The sequence below is a fragment of the Bifidobacterium tsurumiense genome (assembly GCF_000741765.1).
Taxonomy (GTDB): Bacteria; Actinomycetota; Actinomycetes; order Actinomycetales; family Bifidobacteriaceae; genus Bifidobacterium; species Bifidobacterium tsurumiense.
In genome coordinates, this window is sequence record NZ_JGZU01000002.1 from 108089 (window position 1) to 129087 (window position 20999).

Below are 20999 nucleotides of genomic sequence, written 5' to 3' on the forward strand. Positions count from 1 at the left end.
CGCTCGCTGTAATAATCGCAGTATGGGTGAGCGGGCGCCTTCTTGTTGCGGCGTTGCAAACAGAGAAATACACGATCCGCAACGCCAGGGCTCATGGCTCTGACATCAAGGATTTTGTCCGCTTCCGCGCATATTTTGGACACATGAATTCCAAAGCACTTCGAATGTCCACGATGTTTCTGCGCACGTTGCGCGAAGATCCTGCAGACGCTGATGTCGATTCCGCAAAACTGTTGCAACGAGCCGGATATATTCGGAAATCCGCACCGGGAATATGGACCTGGCTTCCTCTCGGTTTGAAGGTGCTGAACAAGATTCAGGACATTATTCGCGAGGAAATGGATGGTATCGGGGCACAGGAAGTGCATTTCCCGGCATTGCTGCCCCGCGAGCCGTATGAGGCCACGCATCGTTGGGAAGAATACGGCGACAATATCTTCCGCTTGAAGGACCGTCATGATGCGGATTATCTGCTGGCTCCAACGCATGAGGAAGTGTTCACCTTGCTCGTCAAGGATATGTATTCCTCGTACAAGGATCTGCCGGTGACGTTGTATCAGATCCAGACCAAGTATCGTGATGAATTCCGTCCGCGTGCTGGATTGATCCGTGGACGTGAGTTCATTATGAAGGATGCGTATTCCTTCACCGTGGATGAAGAGGGTATGCGCAAGGCATATCTGGATGAGCGCAGCGCGTATGAACGCATTTTCCAACGTCTTGATCTCAAGTATGTGCCTGTTTTCGCAATGTCGGGTCCTATGGGCGGCTCCGCATCCGAGGAGTTTTTGGCACCCATGCCTATCGGCGAGGATACTTTCGCATTGGCTCCCTCTGGCAAGGCCTGGAACGTCGAGGCTTTGTCCACTCCGGAAGTGCCCGAGGTTGATTATTCGTCGATCCCCGCAGCTCAGAAAAAGCCCACCGCACATGCAGAAACCATTGACGGCATGGTGGAACGTGCCAATGAACTCTATCCGCGTGAGGATGGCAGGCAATGGCAGGCCAGCGATATTCTGAAGAACGTCGTTATTGCAGTCAAGCACGCTCCGGATGACGAGCATGAAGAGGCTTGGCGCGAATTGGTCGCTATTGGCGTGCCCGGTGACCGTCAGATCGATATGAAGCGTTTGGAAGCTCAGTTCGCTCCTTCCGAGATCGAAGAGGCGACAGCAGAAGAGCTGCAAAGCCATGCTGAACTGGTTCGCGGTTATATTGGGCCGATGGCTTTGGGACCGCAGGCCCGTCGCGAGGATTCCGGCATTGCTGAGCCGATACGTTATTTCCTTGATGCTCATATTGCCCGTGGTTCCGCTTGGTTCACCGGTGCAGATGAACATGAAGTCGATTATTACGATCTGGTGTATGGTCGTGATTTCGAGGTCGATGGGACTGTTGAAGCCGTCGAAGTGCGCACAGGCGATATGAGCCCTGACGGCTCGGGTCCTTTGAGTTTCGAGCGTGGTGTGGAGATCGGTCAGGTCTTCCAACTTGGTTTGAAGTATTCCGAAGCCTTGGGTCTCAAGGTTCTGGACCAGAATGGAAAGACCGTTCCCGTCTGGATGGGTTGCTATGGCATCGGCGTCTCGCGTGTGCTTGCCTGCATCGCTGAAACTCATCATGATGACAGTGGTTTGGCTTGGCCGGAGGCCATTGCGCCTGCTCAGGTGCATGTTGTTGCAACTGGTAAGGATGCTGTGGCTTTCGAAGCTGCCGAACGCTTGGTCAATGAGTTGGAAGAGCGTGGTATTGAGGTTATTTACGACGACCGCCCGAAGGTCTCTCCTGGTGTGAAGTTCAAGGATGCCGAGCTTATCGGTGTGCCGTTTATTGCAGTTGCCGGACGCGATACCGTGAATAACGGAACCATTGAAATCCGTGATCGCAATGGTGAAAACAAGGTCGCCGTTCCTGCTCAGGAAGCAGCGCAGGAATTGTTGAAGCGCTTGTCGTGAATGGCCGGTAATCAGCATATTCGCTGAAGTAGTGAATATGGGCGGGTGACGAGAGTCATCCGCCTTTTTATTTTGCGTTTATTGGTTTTGGCTTATAGGTGCTATTCGTTTGGTGCTACGTGCAATTCGTCTTATGGGGATTGTTATTGGTGCTATGCACGTATTCGGAAGCTGCGAAAATCCCGTTGCATATGAGCTGGGCAATCTTGTGAGCTTTGCCTGCACAATGTTGATGGCACCTAGAATCAAACGATTAGCGTGATTTGTTGCGAATATATTGCCCACCTCAATATGGAGAACACGCTGAAATGTGGATAAGTGGAGGCCTCCGACCACATGTCCAGAATCAAGGGTTATCGAGATGAAGATTCAGGCATAGTAGTGATACCGCACAACCCGCGAGTGTGCATGCAGTCCTCGTGGATTCGTCCAGGAAACTCAAGGTTGAGAACTTGATACGAGTCTTCAGGTTGATGCGGACCACACGTTAGGAAGGATACACAGCATGACTCAGCAAGGCACGGTGACGATAACCGGATATGTAGCAATGAGCCAGTGAGTTTCGGACGAGATGATGTTGCCTGTTCATTTCGCATAGGCAGTACGCGTAGTTATTATCAGGCTTCAAGCAATCAATGGCATGAACATCCAACGACATGGATAACTGTTAAGACATTCCGTAACCTTGCAACGAATACCCGCATGAGCATTCATAAAGGGGATCCGGTCATAGTAACAGGGGTTCTGAATACTGAGGAGTGGGTTCAGGACGGCAATAAACGCAGTCGAATGGTGGTTGAAGCCAGCAGTATTGGTCATGATTTGAGTATGGGATACAGCCAATTCACAAGGCTCAAATCGGGAGACCCAGTTATGGCCGAGAGAAATGCTCGGCGAAGTGTCGGCTTCGTCGGGGCAGATTCCAGTGGGAAAGATGCAGGTCCTCAGTCTCGTCAGCAAGAAAATAGTGATGGCAACCAAGCGGAATCATTGGGCGTCGATCCTTGGAATGGTGATGAAGGAGTTGGCGGACAGAATGCGGTAACTTCTGAGGGGTCGCAAGCTGCGACATCTCATGAAGATGACGCTGCCTTTGGAAGGAAGAAGGAAAAGCCGCATGATGACATCACAGACGGTGACGAAGGCTTTAATGCAGACTTCTGATGAAGTGATTTACGGGTATTCGGCGATGTATGCGACGGTTGGCAACCGGGGCGGCATATTGTAGCTAAGGTTGGTTGTCGATAGTTGATAGTCGGTAGCCGGTAGCCGGTTTTCGGTATTCGATAGCCGGAGTTTGATAGCCGGTAGCCGATAACCGATAGCTCATAGGCGATAGCCGATAACCGGTAGCTCATAGTCGAGGATCGAGGCGAGTCTTCTCTCGATACGTATCGTGTTGCCGGCAGATACGGTGTCCGGCAGAAACAGTGACCGGTGGATCGATAAGCGAGATGTGACATGTCGTCCGCTCATCGATTTACCAGTTGCTCGGGTCTTAAGGAAACTCGCTTATAGACAGCGCATCTGGCTCGTTGAAACGTTGCGGCCTTTGCCGCGTACCGGCTGTAAGGAAACGCGGCAAAGACCACAATGTAGAGGCCACAAGGAAACGAGTTAGAAATTGTCACGCACCGAAAGAAGTGAATCGGTACGCGACTCCACATTGGATAGAAGGCTAAGCTGATTTGGAGCTGGCGACGTCCTGAGACAATGCATAGCCCGAGCGGCAGCAGGCCACCGCCTGAGGAGCAGCTCATCGGCTACAAGTACGCCGATGAGCTGCCAGCCTTACCAGATGCGGACTCGATCAGCTGGTTCAAGCCAAAGCGCATTGCTCGATTCCACCTTGAATGCACGGTAGAACAAGTCCACATTGCGCACAATGCCATTGGTACGGCATTCTGCGGGGGAGTGAGGGTCGATCTGCAGATATTGCTCGGCAAGTTCGTCGCGGTTCTTGGAGCGCCAGATTGATGCGTAGCTTAAGAAGAAGCGTTGCAAGCCGGTGAAACCGTCAATCACAGGAGCCTTATCCAATGCAGCGATAATGGCTTTGTCGGATGCGTCTCGTTCGATACCCTCCCGATCCTGAATGGAGAAGGCATAGGCTTTCAACGCGATATTCACACCGCCCAGATCGCCGATATTCTCTCCAATGGTCAATGCGCCGTTCACATGCGGAGCTTTGGAAAGATCGTCTGCGTATTTTTCGGCAAGTTGCGTGGGCACGAAAGCATTGTATTGCTCGATAAGGGCTTTGGTGCGTTCTTCGAAGTGCTGCTTGTCCTCGGCGGTCCACCAATCATGCAATTTGCCATCGCCGTCGTATTGGCTGCCCTGATCGTCAAAGCCGTGGCCGATTTCATGTCCGATAACGGCGCCAATACCGCCATAATTTGCAGCATCCTCGGCTTCCGGGTCGAAGAATGGAGGCTGCAAAATGGCCGCAGGGAACACAATGACATTCATTGTCGGCTCATAGTAGGCGTTCACGGTTTGCGGATTCATAAGCCATTCGTCTTTGTCGACCGGATTGCCAGCCTTGGCGAGCTGATATCCGGATTCATAGAGAGAAGCGGCTTTCATATTGGTCACAAGACCGGCATTTTCATGCACATCCAGTGCATCATAATTGCGCCAGTGGTTGGTGTAGCCGATTTTTGGAGTGAACTTTGACAGCTTCTCCAAGGCTTTGGCTTTGGTGTCCTCGCCTAGCCAATCGCTGTGGGTGATGGATTCGCGATATGCCCCGATAAGATTGGCGACCAATTCCTCCATGCGCTGCTTGGATGTTTCGGGGAAATGCAGACGCACATATTCACGTCCGACATCTTCGCCGCACACGCCATTGACCAGTGAAACGCCGCGCTTCCAACGCTCTCGCTGTTCCTTGGTCCCTGACAGCACCTTGCCATAGAAGTCGAAATTCGTCTTATCAAAGTCACGGCTCAGCATCGAAGCGTATTCGATGATGGTGTGTACGCGAGCCCACAGCTTCAAATCATCCAGATCTGTGGCATTCCAGAACGAATCCAAGCCGGAAAGGAAGCTGGGCTCATGCACGATCGTTCGTTGCAGAGCAGCTGACAAATCGACAGGCTGAGGCTGCGCGGCAGGCGTCGCGTCATATGCATTCTGCCATGCCTGCACCCAAGCCTGGATGTCCATATGGGAGAGCGTCGAGGAAAGTGTTGCGAAATCAGTGGGATTATAGGTCTTCTGCGAGTCGCGAGTTGCCACATTATCCCAATGATGTGAAGCGATTCCGGTTTCGACGTCAAGGAAGCGCTGAGCTTGTTCTTCGGTGTTTGCCTCATCGCCATAGCCAGCCAAGCGAAGCTGCTTCGCCACCATGACCTTGTATTGTTCGCGGATCTGCTCATAATGGTCTTCGCGGTAATATGCCTCATCTGGCAGGCCCAAACCACCTTGCTCAATATGAACGATATTGGTATCGGGATCACCTGGGTCACCATAGATACCGATACCGAATAGATCAGGGCCACCTAGAGGATTGAGCGAGCCCAAAACCGAAATCAGCTCATGCTTGTCGTGTGACTTATCGATGGCGTGCAAATCGTCTTGAATCGGTGTGATTCCAGCTTGTTGCACGGCTTCTGTGTCGCAGAAGGACCGATACAAAGCCCGGGCTTTGGTGGCTGGGCTGTCGTCATCCTCGAGAATGTCGCGCACTTGTTGTTCGGCATCTTCGGCCAGCTTATCGAATGATCCATATCGCGAACGATCGTCAGGCAGGCGATAGGTGTCAATCCAAGGGCCGTTGACAAAGCGGAAGAGGTCATCGCCAGGTTTGATGACAGAAGAGAAAGAGGCCGGGTCAATCCCGGAAATCATCGCTGTACTCATGGTCCCACACTAGCTATCTTCTGTGACAATGCCGGTGATGGACACCGTTGTATGTGGCTGGTGGCGACAACTGGGCAAGGCGCATCAAATGCATTGATTCGCAATCGTTCTCGGCTGTGAAGAATGGAGAGCGATGTGCTGACAGGGCTGATGGCGAGTTGTAGACAGAGTGGAAGGTGAAGTTGCCGCCAGTATGGCTTGTAGCAGAGCGCGTGGTTGTCTGATGTGGTGGGAGCGGAACGTGAGTTGTCGACAATATGGCGTGTGGGTTGCCTGCGCAGTAAGGGGGGGGAGGCAAGCTCCCCTCACATAGACGGTAGGTTTCGAAAAGTGGAGATGGTTGCCGACGATGGTGAGGGTCGCCTGCGCAGTAGGGGGGGCAATCTCCCTTCATAATGGAAGGTGGGTTTCGAAAAGTGGAAGGGTCGCTGACGATAGTGAGAATTCCCGACGATGGAAAGGGTTGCCGACGATGGTGAGGGCGGTTTACTGACACAGTGGATGGTGGATTCGTGGCAGAGTCGAGAGTGGTTTTCGACAGCTCGGAAGGCGGTTGTCGGAAGTGCAGATGGCAAGATCCTCACAGAGAAAGGGTGGTTGTCGGTCATGCGGAAGATGGGATGGGTGAACAGTGGGGGGAGGAAAAAGAGAAACTGCTTGCAGTTTGGAGGACGAGCCGCCCACAGTACGGAGAACGAAGTGCCAACTGAGTTGAGCGCAAGCAGTCAACGAGACCGAAGATGTGAGCAACCTAACGAGCCTAATCCATAAAGCGCAGTGGTTTTCAGTCCCGAGTGGACCGCTGCCAATTACAATGAAATAGTTACGAATAATCACAGATGGTTCAAGATCACGAATGGAGGGAGTGATATGACCGATCCAAATAATCCGGATATGACCGGGCGTTCATATAACGACAACGAGCAGCCGTCCAATCAAGGAGGACAGCAGGCCAACGACAATGGTTCGCCTTATGGACCTTTTGCCAGCAATCCACAAGGAGCTCCCAACGGCAACCCATATGCTTGGCAGAACGACCCATTCAAACTGGCAGCGGAACAATTGACTAACCGAGCCAAGAATGCAGTGCGCATGTCTTATGGCGTCATTGGTGCGGCAGCGTTGATTTTTGGCATTATCGTGCTGTTCTGGCCAGGTGCCACATTAGCCGTGATCGCCGCGGCATTCGGCATTTACTTTGTTATTTCCGGCATAATCCGTATTGTCAGCGCCATCGTTGAGCTGGGTCTGCCGGCAGGATGGCGAGTGCTTGATATCTTGGTCGGTGTTTTGCTTACTGTGGGCGGCATTGTGGTATTGAAAAATGCCGCAGTATCAGGGCAAACCCTAGCGATTGTCGCTGCCTTGACCATCGGAATCGGATGGATCGCTGAAGGAATTATGGCCTTGGTCGAGACTTGGCGTTTGCCGCAATCCGGGTGGGCTATATTCCAAGGTGTTATTTCCATAATCGCCGGTGTCGTCGTGCTGATCGCACCATTGAGCTCCACTATTTGGATGATTATCTTCGGTGGTGCAGCACTGGTCGTCATCGGTATCACCATGTTGATCCGTGCATTCACCTTCGGCAAGGTTCGCTGAACTGCATAAACGGCAGAGCTTCCAGATTTCATAAAGAATTCAACAAGCAGGCCGGCATTCGATATATATTCGAGTGCCGGCCTGCCCGATGGTGGACAATACCCTAATAATCCAATACCCCAATATCCCCGAAACAGAGCGCAAGCGCATTTGGGTTCCCAGAGTCACTCGTCCGTGAGTTCGAGCACCGATAACACAGACATCGAAGCCGAGTCATGATGTTAGGCGCTCGAAGTAGGGTGGGAGCATGATCGAACTGAAAACAAAGGCTGAAATCGAGGCGATGAAGCCAGCTGGGCGCTTCGTCGGTAGCATTCTTAAAGAACTGAAAGAGATGACAAAGGTTGGCACAAATCTGCTGGAAATCGACGACTTTGTGCGACGTCAAATCGAATCCCGAAAAGGGGCGGAATCCTGCTATGTGGATTATGCGCCTGATTTCGGAACCGGTCCTTTTGCACATTACATCTGCACTTCGGTAAATGACGCCGTGCTGCACGGTGTGCCGTATGATTATGCACTCAAGGACGGAGACTTGGTCAGCCTTGACTTGGCAATCAGCGTTGACGGTTGGGTTGGAGATTCCGCTATCAGTTTTGTGGTGGGAAAGCAGCAGGATCCTGAAGACCTGCGACTGATCAAGTGCACCGAAGAAGCGCTGGAAGCAGGTATTGCCAAGGCTCAGCCAGGCAATCGTCTAGGGGATATTTCCGCAGCCATCGGCGAAGTGGCTCATTCGTATGGTTACCCGATCAATCTGGAATTCGGTGGACACGGCGTCGGTCATATTATGCATGGAGACCCGCATGTGCCTAATGATGGTCGCGCAAACCATGGCTACCGGCTGCGTCCAGGTCTGGTTATTGCCATCGAACCTTGGTTCTTGAAGACCACCGACGAAATCTATCAGGATCAGAAGGACGGGTGGACCTTGCGTTCTTCGGACGGTTCCCGTGGCGCTCATACCGAGCACACCATCGCGATTACCGAAAACGGCCCTGAGATTTTGACGGTGCGCGAGTAAATACCGAGTTCCATATACACATAGGCAAACGTGGCCAATGCATATGGAATCGTCGAATAATTTGCAATACGAGAACACATTATGCAGCGTGAATAACGCAATCCTGCATGTCACTGCATAAGACGATTGGTGCCGGGGTGCGATTTCATCTGTTAGGATGAGCGCACTCCGGCACTTGCATATGTGCTGATAACAACTACTGACAGTCCTTCATTGCCGTAGTGAAAAGGGAGCGGTTACTCGCTCGCTTCGATCCATGAGTTGTCACATCGTATTGTGCAGGAGTCTAGTCTATGCCTAACGGGAGGGATGCGACCTATGGAGATGGCTCAGCTCAGTGTTGACGAGAATGAATACAGCCTGCCGGTTGTGGAGGCGACCGAGGGTCCAGACGGCATTATGGTGTCTTCTTTGCGCAATGACGGATGGGTCACCTTGGATCCTGGATTTTTGACAACCGCTCAATGCGAATCCAAGATCACCTACATTGACGGCAAGCGATCCATTCTGCGATATCGAGGCTATCCCATAGAACAGCTGTGCGAGCAATCTGATTTCCTCGAGGTGGCATGGCTGCTGCGTCATGGTGAATTGCCGACACAGGAACAATTTGACAAGTTCTGTGCGGATCTCAATCACCGCACCATGGTCGGTGAGGATTTCCGGACGTTTATGGGGTCGTTCCCCAGAACCGCCCACCCCATGAGCATGATGGCATCGGCCATCAACGCCCTTGCGACTTTTTATCCTGATACCACGGATGTCAACGATTCGGATCAATTGGATGAAGCCGCAACCATTATCATGGCCAAGGCACGCACCATCGTGAGCTATATTTTCCGCCGTCGCAGGGATGAGCCGATGCTGTATCCTGACTATTCGCGCGGCTACGTTGATGATTTCCTGCGGATGTGCTTTGCCGTGCCATACGAGCCTTTTGAAACCGATCCTCTGTATGTGCACGCCCTGGGACGCCTGCTGATTATTCATGCCGATCATGAACAGAATTGTTCGACTTCGGTGGTGCGCATTGCAGGCAGCGCCCATGCCAATTTGTATTCCGCCATATCTGCAGGCATTAACGCGCTATCCGGGCCATTGCATGGTGGCGCCAATGAGGCTGTGCTCAGGCAATTGAAGGCTATTCGTGATTCCGGCAAATCCGTGCGCGAATTCGTTGAATGGTCCAAAGACAATGGAAAGCGAATTTCCGGACTCGGTCACCGCCTCTATAAGTCATATGATCCACGTGCGGCGATTGCCCGCCAGTATTTGGAAAAGATTATGAGCCGTGCGGACACCTTGAAGCTTTCTGCAGAAGAGCGTGCGCTATTCGATGTCGCCACTGAGCTGGAGCAGATCGCATTGAGCGATGAATACTTTGTATCTCGCCATTTGTATCCGAATGTGGACTTCTATACAGGGCTTATTTATCGCGCCATTGGCTTCGATCCCGCCATGTTCACCACGCTTTTTGCATTGGGGCGCATACCGGGTTGGATAGCCCAATATCGCGAGCTATTGGCTGACCCAAACACGAAGATAGGCCGTCCAAGGCAGGTGTATGTCGGGGAGCCCAAGAGGGATTATGTGCCATTTGATGAGCGCTGAGAGTCGATAAGAATTCGCCGTTAACAAGATAGAGAGTCTATAAGAATTCAGGGGAATTAGGAATTCAGCACGTAAATAAAGAGTCAATAAGAATTCAGCACCATAGATGAAATTTCAGGGGTGCCGCCAAGATCACGAGGCGACACCCCTGATATGCTATTGGATTATCGATTCTGAAATCAGTTCTTATGCAATTGTTCATTGAGCTCGATGCCGGTTTTGCGATATCGCGCTTCAATGGCACCGCTTACAGAATTTCGGATGAAAAGGATATTATCCTTGCCGCTGAGCTCGGCACCTTTGACGGTTTCATATGGTTGGCCCGCTGCTGCGCGCTGCTTGTCGATAACCGTGATCTTCGTGCCGGCGGTGATATATAGACCGGCTTCCACCACGCAATTGTCTCCCAAAGAGATGCCGATACCGGCATTGGCACCCAGCAGGCTATGCTCTCCAATGGAATTTCGCAGCTTTCCACCGCCTGACAAAGTGCCCATAATCGAAGCGCCTCCGCCGACATCTGAACCGTTTCCGACGACAACGCCTTGGGACACGCGTCCTTCAATCATGGATACGCCCAGCGTTCCCGCATTGAAATTCACGAATCCGGCATGCATAACCGTGGTTCCTTCGGCAAGATGGGCGCCGAGACGAACACGATCCGCATCGCCGATGCGCACACCGGAAGGAATGACATAGTCCACCATGCGAGGGAATTTGTCAAGGCTCAGCACCTGCACTTCTGCACGGGGTGCCAGCGAAGGTCCGGAATGTGCGGCATTCATGACATCAAGCTTGCGTTGGTTGAAATTCTCAACGGCGAATGGACCGTAATTCGTCCATACGACGGTATTCAATGCGCCGAAGATACCATCAAGATTCATGGAATTCGGGGCAGCCAATCGCATGCTGAGCAGATGCAGACGCAGATAGGCATCAGCGGCATCTGTTATGGGGGAGTCCAAGTCGCTCACGGTAAACACCGGCTTACGACGCACACCGCGAGCGTCGGCTTGTGAATCGGCCAGTGCGCCGAAACCGTGTGAGGGTCGATCCGATTCTGCGGGCGCTTGTCCCACATGCAGTTCCGGATACCACACATCCAGGGTTTTGCCAGCCTCGTCAATACTGGACAAGCCCCAGCCCCACGCAGTACGTTGTTCGCTCATCTTTGCTCCTTGATCTGTCGTTGCCATGGACCGGCGTTAGGGACGGCCGCATGTATCGAAACCAACTCTACTCGGCGGCGAATAACGTCAGCCGAGGTATCTCAAGGAATAGGGAATAATCCACGATCACACTTGCGGCAAGGTATGTGCGTTGGGTCAGCTTCCGCGGATCGTTAGATATCTTGTGGGATATCAAGGCAGGAGATATCTCGCGGGATATCTAGACAGAAGATATCTTGTGGGATATCAAGGCAGGAGATATCTCGCGGGATATCTAGACAGAAGACATCTTGTGGGATATCAAGACAGAAGTTATCTTGTGAGGCATCAAGACAGGCAACTGCACTCGCTCCGGAATAATGCCCAATAACCCTGAATAACCCAAATCCTATGCATTGCGTACAATGTCAAGCCGTGAGTGACTATCAAGACAAGCGCAGACAGCGCGAGCGCCGCCGTCGCAATATCATGCGAATCGTAGCGGGCGCCATCGCCGCTGCCATGCTGCTCAGCATAGTCATTCCCGCAATCTATGCGGGTCTTTGACGTAGGCGTCGGTTCGACTCCGGCAAGATCCAGACCACATGGTCATCATGCCGAAGTGTGCCGCCATGGGCTTGTGCAAGCCCTGTTAACAGGCGGTCAAGATGTGATAATTCGACGAAGCAATATGTATGGTGGTAATGATGGCTGAATTTGATTTTTCTCAGGCGCTCGCTGATGCGAATGCCAAGTACGAGTCCATTTCCAAAGCGTTGGATATGGACCGCATGCTCAATGATATTAAGGAGCTCGAGCAGGAGGCTTCCGCGCCGGGATTGTGGGACGATCCTGAGAATGCGCAGAAGGTGACGAGCAAGCTTTCTGCAGTGCAGGCGCAGGTGCGCCGTCTTCGTTCCGCTCAACAGCGCATCGAAGATGTGGACACATTGATTGAGCTTGGGCGCGAGGAAAATGACGCCGATAGCCTCAATGAGGCGGAGCAGGAGCTGGTATCCATCCAGCAGGATCTTGACGATATGGAAATCCAGACCTTGCTTGATGGCGAATATGATGAGCGAGCGGCAGTGGTCACCATCCGTTCGGGTGCCGGCGGCATCGATGCCGCTGATTTCGCCCAAATGCTGCTGCGCATGTATTTGCGCTGGGCTGAGCGCAACGGATTCAAAACCAAGATGATGGATACCTCGTATGCCGAAGAGGCGGGTATCAAGTCGGCGACATTCCAGGTGGACGCAGAATATGCATATGGTCGCCTTTCCGTCGAGGGCGGCACCCATCGCTTGGTGCGTATTTCCCCCTTCGATAACCAGGGTCGCCGTCAGACCAGTTTCGCGGCGGTGGAAGTCATTCCTCTGGTTGAGGACACCGATCATATCGATATCCCTGATTCGGATATCCGCGTTGATACGTTCCAGGCATCCGGTCCTGGCGGACAGGGTGTGAACACCACATATTCCGCAGTGCGCATAACCCACTTGCCCACCGGTTTGGTGGTTTCCATGCAGGATGAGCGCTCGCAGATCCAGAATCGCGCAGCCGCCATGTCCGTTTTGCAATCGCGTTTGCTGGTGCTCAAGCATGCTGAAGAGGCCCAGAAGAAAAAGGAGCTTGCCGGTGATATCAAGGCGAGCTGGGGCGATCAGATGCGTTCGTATGTGCTCCATCCATATCAGATGGTCAAGGATCTGCGAACCGGATACGAGACTTCGCAAACCCAGGCGGTATTCGATGGCGATATCGACGCGTTCATCGAGGCTGGCATTCGTTGGCGTCATGAAGAGAGACGCAAGGCTGAATCGCAGGATGAGGCATAATCGGAACAAGGCCTTGAGCCGTGATTCCGAATACAGTAAGGATCGCAGATGCCACTAATTTCGTTGGATAATGTTACGAAGATCTATCCGAAGGGCACCCGTCCTGCACTGGACGATGTTACCGTTCATATCGATCGTGGGGATTTCGTTTTCCTCGTTGGTGCTTCGGGTTCGGGCAAGACCACATTGCTGAGCTTGCTTTTGCGGGAAGAGGAAGCCACCAAGGGGGAAATACGAGTAGCGGGCAATGATCTGCGTCGTCTGACCAATCGTCAGGTGCCGCAGTACAGGCGTTCTATCGGCTTCATCTTCCAGGATTACAAGCTGCTGAACAACAAAACGGTGTGGCAAAACGTTGCCTTTGCTTTGGAGGTTATCGGCACAAGCCGTTCCACAATCAAGTCACTGGTTCCGAAGGTCCTGGAAACCGTGGGATTGACGGGTAAAGAGAATAACTACCCCCATGAGCTCTCCGGTGGCGAGGCCCAGCGTGTGGCCATTGCACGAGCCTATGTCAATCATCCGCAGATCCTGCTGGCTGACGAGCCCACTGGAAATCTTGATCCGACCACTTCATTGGGCATTATGGAAGTGCTGGACGCCATCAACCGCACCGGCACCACCATTGTTATGGCCACGCATAATGAGGAAATCGTCAATTCCATGCGCAAACGTGTGGTGGAATTGCACAGCGGCAAAATCGTGCGTGATGAAGAGCATGGCTCCTATGATTCCGCATTGTTCTTCCCCGATGCCGAGGTCGAGTCGAAAGCCAAGCAGGTCATCGATACGGTAGTCGGAACCGAAGCATCCGCATCGCATGATCCTGATAGCAAATTCAAACCTGCCGCTATCGAGTCCACCGTCGTCGACACCACGGTGAGTGATGACAGCGGTGAGGATGACGGTATTGCACGATTGGCGAAATCGGTGCATTCCGGGCGCACAGGCCGGTATGGCGAGGCTTTCCAACCTGTGGAAACCACGATGACCTGGGGCAGGGGATTGTCCCTGGACGAAATGGAACATGCGCAGGGCCATACGGAATCTGAGCATGGCAATAGCGTTGAAGCAGACGCTCACGAGGTTGTTGAGACGAACGCAGAGGTGACCGAATCCTCAGATTCCCAAGAATCCGAACAATCGGATGCAAGCCAAGGCATTGCCGATGCGCATATAGCGGCAATAGACGAAAGCAATCGCGAACAAGAAGCACCTCAATACGCTGAAGAAGCCCAGACTTTCACAGCTCAATCCCAACAGGACTCAGACGCTGCGCAGTTCATGCCATCAAGTGCCGATAGCATTTTCGAAACGGCTGGTGAATCCTCAGAAAACGGCGTATCTCAAAGCGCGAGCGCTGCATATCAAGCTTCAGGTGAATCCCAAGCAGTTCATGCAGCTCCCGTTCCTCTGCCACCCATGCCACCAATGCCACCGACCGCTCAGGAAGCGCAAGATGAGGCGAAAGCGGCGGAACGCCACGGAGAAAAAACCGCCGAAGCGCAGCAGACGAACGCAAATGTGAATAATGAAGGGGAGCAGGACTGATGCGAGGTCGATTCATACTTTCGGAAACATGGATTAGTCTTAAGCGGAACGTTTCCATGATCGTGTCGGTTATGTTGGTCACCTTCATCTCCTTCCTGTTCATTGGGGCTTCGGTTTTGATGCAGGCCCAGATAACCAAAGCAAAAGGTGACTGGTACGACAAGGTCGAAGTGGTGGTATGGCTGTGCCCGGATGGAACCAGCCGTGCTGCATCCTGCGCTTCCGGCAAAGCTCCGACTGACCAGGAGATCGTGGATCTGCAGAATGTGATCCGTCAGGAACTCGGCTCTGATGTGGACAAAATAACCTATGTCAGCCGTGAAGACTTCTTCAATAACACGTTCACCAAGCAGTATCCAGGTGGCGTGTATGAGGGCCGCACATTAACCGCAGCGGATATGCAAGCCTCGCTGCGTTTGAAGCTCAGTGATCCGACAAAATACCAAGTGGTTTCCGAAGTCCTGACAGGTAGGACCGGTGTTGAGGAGGTTGTCGATCAGCGGCAGATATTCGACCCGGTATTTACGGTTCTGAACCGTGCCACGGTGGTTACTGTCGTGCTTGCAGCGGTTATGGTTGTCGTTGCGATTATGCTCACCGGCACGACCATACGAATGAGTGCAGCCTCGCGTAAGAACGAGACCGAGATTATGCGTTTGGTCGGCGCTTCCAATTGGACCATACGTCTGCCGTTCATCCTTGAAGGCGTAACGGCTTCATTCCTTGGTTCGTTGCTGGCGGCCGGCGCACTTAGCGCCCTTGTGAAGGTGTTCATAACCGACTGGTTGGCACAAACCGTGCAATGGATGCCATTCATCAATCAATCCACTGTTTGGCTTACGGCTCCGGCGCTCATTGTGGGAGCGATGCTGCTTTCTGGATTGGCGTCTACCATATCCTTGCGGCGCTATCTGAAAGCCTGATGGTTGTCAAGTGAATACGGCGTTCGACTTCCCGAGGAAAACGCTCTCAGGAAGTCACGCTACAATCAGACGAGCGTATACGACGGAAAGGTTACCGTGATGAAACACACGAAACGCATCAATACCGTAGCTGGACTGATGCTCTCCGCCGCCACCATATTGACGGCCGGCCTGGCTACGACGGTGGTCGCTACTCCGCAGGCAGAAGCCATAACCATGCAGGAGTACCAGCAGAAGGTTCAAAACAACGAGACGTTGAAAGCGCAGCTGGCAGGTGTCAATGAGCAATTGGCCAATGTCATCCTGGAACTCAGCGATCTGACAGAAAACCAGATTCCTGCAGCCCAGCAGGCAGCCGAGGATGCAGAACAGAATGCTCAGCAAGCACAGCAGCTTGCTGATGCAACGAATGAACGTCTGCAATCCGCCAAGCAGGACAAGGCAGATCTGGAAGCCAAAATCGAGCAGACCGGTGCCGATTACGACGATGCCAAGGAAGAGGTTGCGAACCTTGCCCGTCAGAGTCTGCATGGATCCACTGCTTCGGATGTCATGGATGTGGTCACCAATTCGACCACCACAGAACAATTCGTCGATAAAATGCAGTCAGAAGCCGCTGTGACTCGAAGCGAAAGCAATGCTGCGGATGACGCAGCCAATGAGCTGAGCACTTCGATGAACCGCAAGGAGCGTCTCACTGCAATCGAAAACCGCATAACCAAGCTCAAGGAAGAGGCCGATCAGCAGGCGGCTTCCGCGCAGCAGGCATCTGAGGATGCAGCGGCGAAGCAGGCGTCATTGCAAGCTTTGCGCGACAAGGGTTCGGCAGCCAGGGAACAGCTGGAAAGTCAGAAGAGCAGCCTGACCACCCAACAGGCACGCGAGGCTGCGGAAATCGTGGCTGCCAAGTCGCAAATCGATTCATACAATACCCAGAATTACGGCGGAGCCACCGCTGATCCGAGTGCTGGTGGTCAACAGCAGGTGAGCAACGGCGGGTCATCGGCCGTTACCACCCCATCCACTCCAAGCAATAGCAGTGGCAACACAGGAAGCGCTTCGGGAATGAATTATTCCGTTCCAGGCTCCTGCCCAGAAGGTTCTGGATTCTGCTATGGGCATAGCACAGGAAATACCGTTGGCGGTTCTGCGTATCCGGCACGGCAGTGCACCCTGTGGGCCTATATTCGTCGTTCGCAGCTGGGATTGCCTGTCGGATCATATATGGGCAACGGTGCGGAATGGGCTAATACTGCGCGTAGCCTCGGTTATTTGGTGAACAACACCCCGCATGTCGGTGCGGCAGTGGTATTCGCCCGTGGTCAAAGCGTCGGTGGCCACTGGACCGCTGACTGGCAGTACGGCCATGTCGCCATTGTCGAGCGTGTGAATGCAGACGGTTCCATCCTGATTTCCGAGGGTGGCACCGGTTTCTCCACATTCCCTGCTTGGGAGACCTTGAGCAACCCGGGTGCCTATCAGTACGTGCACTACTAAATCGATGCCGCTTCGAGTTGAGTTGATTCCATCGAAGCGGGAGAGGTGTTCGAGACTGCGCGTTCTTATATGAGCACTGATATTGAGGCGTCATCCAATGAGGATGACGCCTCAATGCATTTACGGAAATTCCGAGGGAAGGCGATTGCGGCGGAAGGCTGAAGATTCGCTTGCCTCTCGTTTGCGGTAAGATAGTCCGCCGTAGACATAGCTGACTTTATCTCAATAGCGTATCGACAATACGGCGAACACTCCGCGATCGTTAGCGTCACAGATGAAGAAGCTAAACAAAGGGGATCGTGCGCGGCTTGATCGTGTGCTCGTCTCATGTGATAGTGTTGCAATCCGCAACAGTGAAATGGAAGGAGGAACGCATGGCCAAAGAACAAGGAACTGCGATGATTGCGCAGAATCGTAGGGCAAGACATGACTACGCCATTGAGGATACGTATGAAGCCGGATTGGTGCTCACTGGCACAGAGGTGAAGTCACTGCGTGAAGGGCGTGCCTCCTTGGCAGAGTCGTTTATCAGCATCGACCGACGTGGGGAGATATGGTTGGAGAGCGCCAATATTCCTGAATACCTGAATGGCACTTGGAATAATCACGCTCCAAAGCGCAAACGGAAACTGCTGCTTCATGCAGAACAAATCGCCAAGCTTGCCCGTCAGACAGAAGCCAAGGGATACACAATCGTCCCGCTCAGCCTGTATTTCAAGGACGGCCGAGTCAAGGCACAAATCGCACTCGCCCGAGGAAAAAAGGAATTCGATAAGCGTCAAGCATTGCGTGAGGAGCAAGACAAGCGCGAGGCCCTGCGTGTGATGCGATATCGCAATATGCGCAATTCCTGATATCTCGATAGCGCTCAAACAAGGCGTCGGATTGGCATTGTACAGATGCTGCGCCGACGCCTTATGCGTTCGCATAACGGTATGCAACGCATGGATTCGCCCCCGATGCGTACCATAGCACCTATGGGAAGAACAAGAACTTTGCTGGCCGGGCTGTGTGCAACCGCACTTTTGGTGGCTTTGACCGCCTGTGGTACGTCCGATCAGCCTGATGTCGATCCGGATATCGCACGCAGTTATGATGTCAGCGCCATTCATAAAGACGAGGCTTTGGCCGCCATGTTGCCACAATCCATAACGAAGGACGGCAAACTCACCATTGGCTCGAATCTGACCTATGCGCCCGCCGAGTTCTTGGCGACGGATGGGCGAACGCCGGTTGGGTACGAAATTGATTTGGCGAAGGCGCTGGCGAATCTTTTCGGCTTGGAATTGGATGTGCAGAACGCTCCCTTCGAATCGATTATTCCTGCGGTAGGGACCAAATATGACATTGGCTTGTCAGGTTTCACCGTGAACAATGAACGCATCGAAGCCGTGGATTTCGTCACTTATGCGAAGGCCGGACTGACCTTTGCGGTTCGTAAAGGCAATCCTGCCCATGCATCAGTGAATGATCTGTGCGGTGAACGAATTTCGGTGCAGGTTGGCACTGTCGGTGAAACCGAGATGTACAAAGCGCAGGACAAATGCTCTGCAGAAGGCAAAAAAGCCATCGAGCTCTTGCCTTATGGAGGACAAAACTATGTCACCACCGCTTTGGTATCAGGCCGGGTGAATATGATGTACGGCGATACGCCGGTTATCGGATATGCAGTGGCTCAAACGGATGATCAGCTGGAAATCATAGGCGAAGATGAAGGCGTTGCCCCAATGGGAATGGCCATTGCAAAAGGCGACGAGGCGACAGTTCAGGCCATGAAAGCAGCTTTGGACAAACTGATTGCTGATGGCACATACACAAAAATCATGGATGCATGGGGAGTGCAGAATGTCATGATCAAGGAGCCTGAAATCAATCCACGTACCGATGAGTAGGTGAGTGTGGAGCGGTCCGATGCCAGAAGGCAATGCCAACGCCATGCCGCCAAAACGATGCAAGCATTGTTGCGAATCACATGTGAACCAAGGATGAGTAAGGAATAGGAATGCAAGAGAAGAACAATCATTCAGACGGGCTGGATATTCCCAATAGGATCGATGCATTGCCGGTACGGCATACCGGTCCTGTGGTCGCCGGCATAATCGTTGCTTTTGTCGTGGCCATGCTGGGCTACGGTGTAGTGACCAATAGCCGTTTTGAATGGCCTGTGGTATGGAAATATCTTTTCAACGAACGCGTATTGGCCGGAATTTGGTGGACGCTGTGTCTGACGGCTCTTTCCATGATCATTGCGATTGTGCTCGCTATTGTTTTGGCGATTATGCGCAAGTCGATCAACCCCGTGCTCAGAGCCGTCAGCTGGTTCTTCATCTGGTTCTTCCGCGGCACTCCTGTCTACACCCAATTGGTGTTCTGGGGCCTGTTCTCCGTATTGGTGCCAAAAATGTCATTGGGCATTCCTTTCACGAGTATCGAGTTCTGGTCGGTGGACTCTTCCGTGGTGATGACATCCTTCCGGGCGGCAGTGATCGGTTTGGCGTTGAACGAAGCGGCATACCTATCCGAAATCGTGCGTGCCGGACTTGAGGCTGTGGACTCCGGCCAGGAAGAGGCGGCACAGGCGCTTGGCATGAGGCGCACGCTGATAATGAGACGCATCATCCTGCCTCAGGCCATGCGTATTATTGTGCCGCCGACGGGCAATGAAATCGTCAGCATGCTGAAAACCACGTCATTGGTTATGGCAGTGCCCTTCACTTTGGATCTGCAATTCGCCACTGATGCCATCGCCAATCGTATATACAAACCGATTCCGTTGCTTATTGTGGCCAGTTTCTGGTACTTGCTGATCACTTCCATCCTCATGGTGATCCAAGCTCATCTAGAACGCTATTTCGGCAAGGGCTTTGAAGCGAGGTCGCTCTCTTCCGGTCCGGCGAAGGGCGCAGGCGACTCCAAGTCGGTCAGTGCCAAGGACAAGGAAGAGATCAACAAAAAGAATGACGCGACCCTGTTGGGTTTGAATGCGTGAGTGGTGTGGCAGAAATGAGTGAAACAGCAATGACACAGGTGACAGCAAATCCAAAACCGTCGTCCAATATTCCTGCAGTGAAGGCAACCCAGGTGCATAAGGCGTTCGGGAGTCTGCATGTGCTCAAGGGTGTGGATTTGACGGTTATGCCGGGAACGGTAACCGTTATTCTGGGACCCTCCGGCTCGGGTAAATCCACTTTCCTCCGCTTGATCAATCAGCTTGAAACCCTCACCGGTGGCAGTATCGAGGTTGATGGCGAGCTTATCGGATACAAACACGTCAATGTGCGGGGCGAAGATAAGCTGCAAACCTTGAATGAACGAGAAATCGCCAAGCAGCGCGAGAAGCTCGGTATGGTGTTCCAGCGGTTCAACCTGTTTCCGCATAAAACAGCGCTTGAAAATGTTATGGAAGCGCCGGTGCATGTGGCTCATATGTCGCACTCTCAGGCTCGTGAATTGGCCGTTCAGGAGTTGGAACGCGTCGGATTGGGCGAGCGATTGGATTATTACCCCATGCAGCTTTCAGGCGGTCAGCAACAGCGCGTTGCTATCGCTCGTGCCCTTGCCATGCGGCCGGAAATCATGCTATTCGATGAGCCAACTTCCGCATTGGATCCCGAATTGGTCGGCGAGGTCTTGAATGTCATGCGTTCACTGGCAGATGCAGGCATGACCATGATCGTGGTCACCCATGAAATCGGATTTGCCAAGGAAGTCGCCGATCAGATCGTATTCATGGATGGTGGCGTAGTCGTCGAACAGGGTGGCCCTGAGATAGTGGATCATCCATCCTCGCCACGTTTCCAGGACTTCCTCAATCACGTTCTCTGAACAGGATCAGCCGCAAATCGGTGGAATTTCGGTACTGGCATCCGGCTCTAGGCACATGTCAAGAGCCGGATGCTGCATAGATGGTGAGAACTTAACCATCGACAGGAATGCTGATGATATGTTCCTGAATGCATGCATTGTATGAAGTTGCACAG

The 20999-nt window shown here is 52.8% G+C and carries 16 protein-coding genes; 14 read left to right on the top strand and 2 right to left on the bottom strand.

The genetic code is table 11. The annotated features are described in order from the left end of the window. Nucleotides 1-143 precede the first annotated feature (143 nt). Nucleotides 144-1955: a proline--tRNA ligase gene (locus tag BITS_RS00685; RefSeq protein WP_026641823.1), complete on the top strand. Its 1812-nt coding sequence runs from the start codon at nt 144-146 to the stop codon at nt 1953-1955. 555 nt (nt 1956-2510) lie between these two features. Further along, a complete protein-coding gene (locus tag BITS_RS08630; RefSeq protein ID WP_052366665.1) occupies nt 2511-3119 on the top strand; it encodes a single-stranded DNA-binding protein in 609 nt (202 codons plus the stop codon). A 627-nt stretch (nt 3120-3746) separates the two neighbouring features. On the opposite strand, the gene BITS_RS00695 is transcribed toward BITS_RS08630, so the two are convergent. Then, nucleotides 3747-5825, bottom strand: a complete 2079-nt coding sequence (locus tag BITS_RS00695) for a M13 family metallopeptidase (protein WP_026641824.1) — start codon at nt 5823-5825, stop codon at nt 3747-3749. Nucleotides 5826-6695: 870 nt separating this feature from the next. Between BITS_RS00695 and BITS_RS00705 the strand changes: the two genes are divergently transcribed. The 3 genes from BITS_RS00705 (at nt 6696) to BITS_RS00715 (ending at nt 10062) form a co-directional block, all read left to right on the top strand. Further along, nucleotides 6696-7427 (top strand): HdeD family acid-resistance protein, encoded by a 732-nt coding sequence (locus BITS_RS00705; protein ID WP_229774821.1) that lies wholly within the window; start codon nt 6696-6698, stop codon nt 7425-7427. A gap of 247 nt (nt 7428-7674) precedes the next feature. Continuing rightward, nucleotides 7675-8451 carry a type I methionyl aminopeptidase gene (gene map / locus BITS_RS00710; RefSeq protein ID WP_026641826.1) on the top strand — a complete coding sequence of 259 codons (777 nt, stop codon included), beginning with the start codon at nt 7675-7677 and terminating at the stop codon, nt 8449-8451. Between the two features lie 318 nt (nt 8452-8769). Continuing rightward, complete coding sequence (locus BITS_RS00715; RefSeq protein ID WP_081693498.1) at nt 8770-10062, top strand: citrate synthase; 1293 nt, start codon at nt 8770-8772, stop codon at nt 10060-10062. Between the two features lie 179 nt (nt 10063-10241). Here BITS_RS00715 and dapD read toward each other — a convergent pair whose 3' ends face one another. Then, nucleotides 10242-11231 carry a 2,3,4,5-tetrahydropyridine-2,6-dicarboxylate N-succinyltransferase gene (gene dapD / locus BITS_RS00720; RefSeq protein WP_026641828.1) on the bottom strand — a complete coding sequence of 330 codons (990 nt, stop codon included), beginning with the start codon at nt 11229-11231 and terminating at the stop codon, nt 10242-10244. A gap of 414 nt (nt 11232-11645) precedes the next feature. Here dapD and BITS_RS09590 point away from each other — a divergent pair, with 414 nt between their 5' ends. The 9 genes from BITS_RS09590 to BITS_RS00760 all read left to right on the top strand — a co-directional run bounded on the left by BITS_RS09590 (nt 11646) and on the right by BITS_RS00760 (nt 20844). Further along, nucleotides 11646-11777 carry a hypothetical protein gene (locus tag BITS_RS09590; RefSeq protein WP_274518343.1) on the top strand — a complete coding sequence of 44 codons (132 nt, stop codon included), beginning with the start codon at nt 11646-11648 and terminating at the stop codon, nt 11775-11777. A 140-nt stretch (nt 11778-11917) separates the two neighbouring features. Then, a complete protein-coding gene (gene prfB, locus BITS_RS00725) occupies nt 11918-13048 on the top strand; it encodes a peptide chain release factor 2 (protein ID WP_026641829.1) in 1131 nt (376 codons plus the stop codon). Nucleotides 13049-13096: 48 nt separating this feature from the next. Further along, nucleotides 13097-14599 (top strand): cell division ATP-binding protein FtsE, encoded by a 1503-nt coding sequence (gene ftsE / locus BITS_RS09400; protein WP_081693499.1) that lies wholly within the window; start codon nt 13097-13099, stop codon nt 14597-14599. Further along, nucleotides 14599-15522 carry a permease-like cell division protein FtsX gene (gene ftsX, locus BITS_RS00735; protein WP_026641830.1) on the top strand — a complete coding sequence of 308 codons (924 nt, stop codon included), beginning with the start codon at nt 14599-14601 and terminating at the stop codon, nt 15520-15522. The genes ftsE and ftsX overlap by 1 nt, the downstream gene beginning before the upstream one ends. Nucleotides 15523-15621: 99 nt before the next feature. After that, nucleotides 15622-17019 (top strand): CHAP domain-containing protein, encoded by a 1398-nt coding sequence (locus BITS_RS00740; protein ID WP_034533658.1) that lies wholly within the window; start codon nt 15622-15624, stop codon nt 17017-17019. Nucleotides 17020-17393: 374 nt separating this feature from the next. After that, a complete protein-coding gene (smpB, locus tag BITS_RS00745) occupies nt 17394-17873 on the top strand; it encodes an SsrA-binding protein SmpB (RefSeq protein ID WP_026641832.1) in 480 nt (159 codons plus the stop codon). A gap of 123 nt (nt 17874-17996) precedes the next feature. After that, nucleotides 17997-18911, top strand: a complete 915-nt coding sequence (locus tag BITS_RS00750) for an ABC transporter substrate-binding protein (protein WP_160249599.1) — start codon at nt 17997-17999, stop codon at nt 18909-18911. Between the two features lie 110 nt (nt 18912-19021). Beyond that, complete coding sequence (locus tag BITS_RS00755; protein WP_026641834.1) at nt 19022-20008, top strand: amino acid ABC transporter permease; 987 nt, start codon at nt 19022-19024, stop codon at nt 20006-20008. Between the two features lie 29 nt (nt 20009-20037). After that, nucleotides 20038-20844: an amino acid ABC transporter ATP-binding protein gene (locus BITS_RS00760; RefSeq protein WP_026641835.1), complete on the top strand. Its 807-nt coding sequence runs from the start codon at nt 20038-20040 to the stop codon at nt 20842-20844. Nucleotides 20845-20999 lie beyond the last annotated feature (155 nt).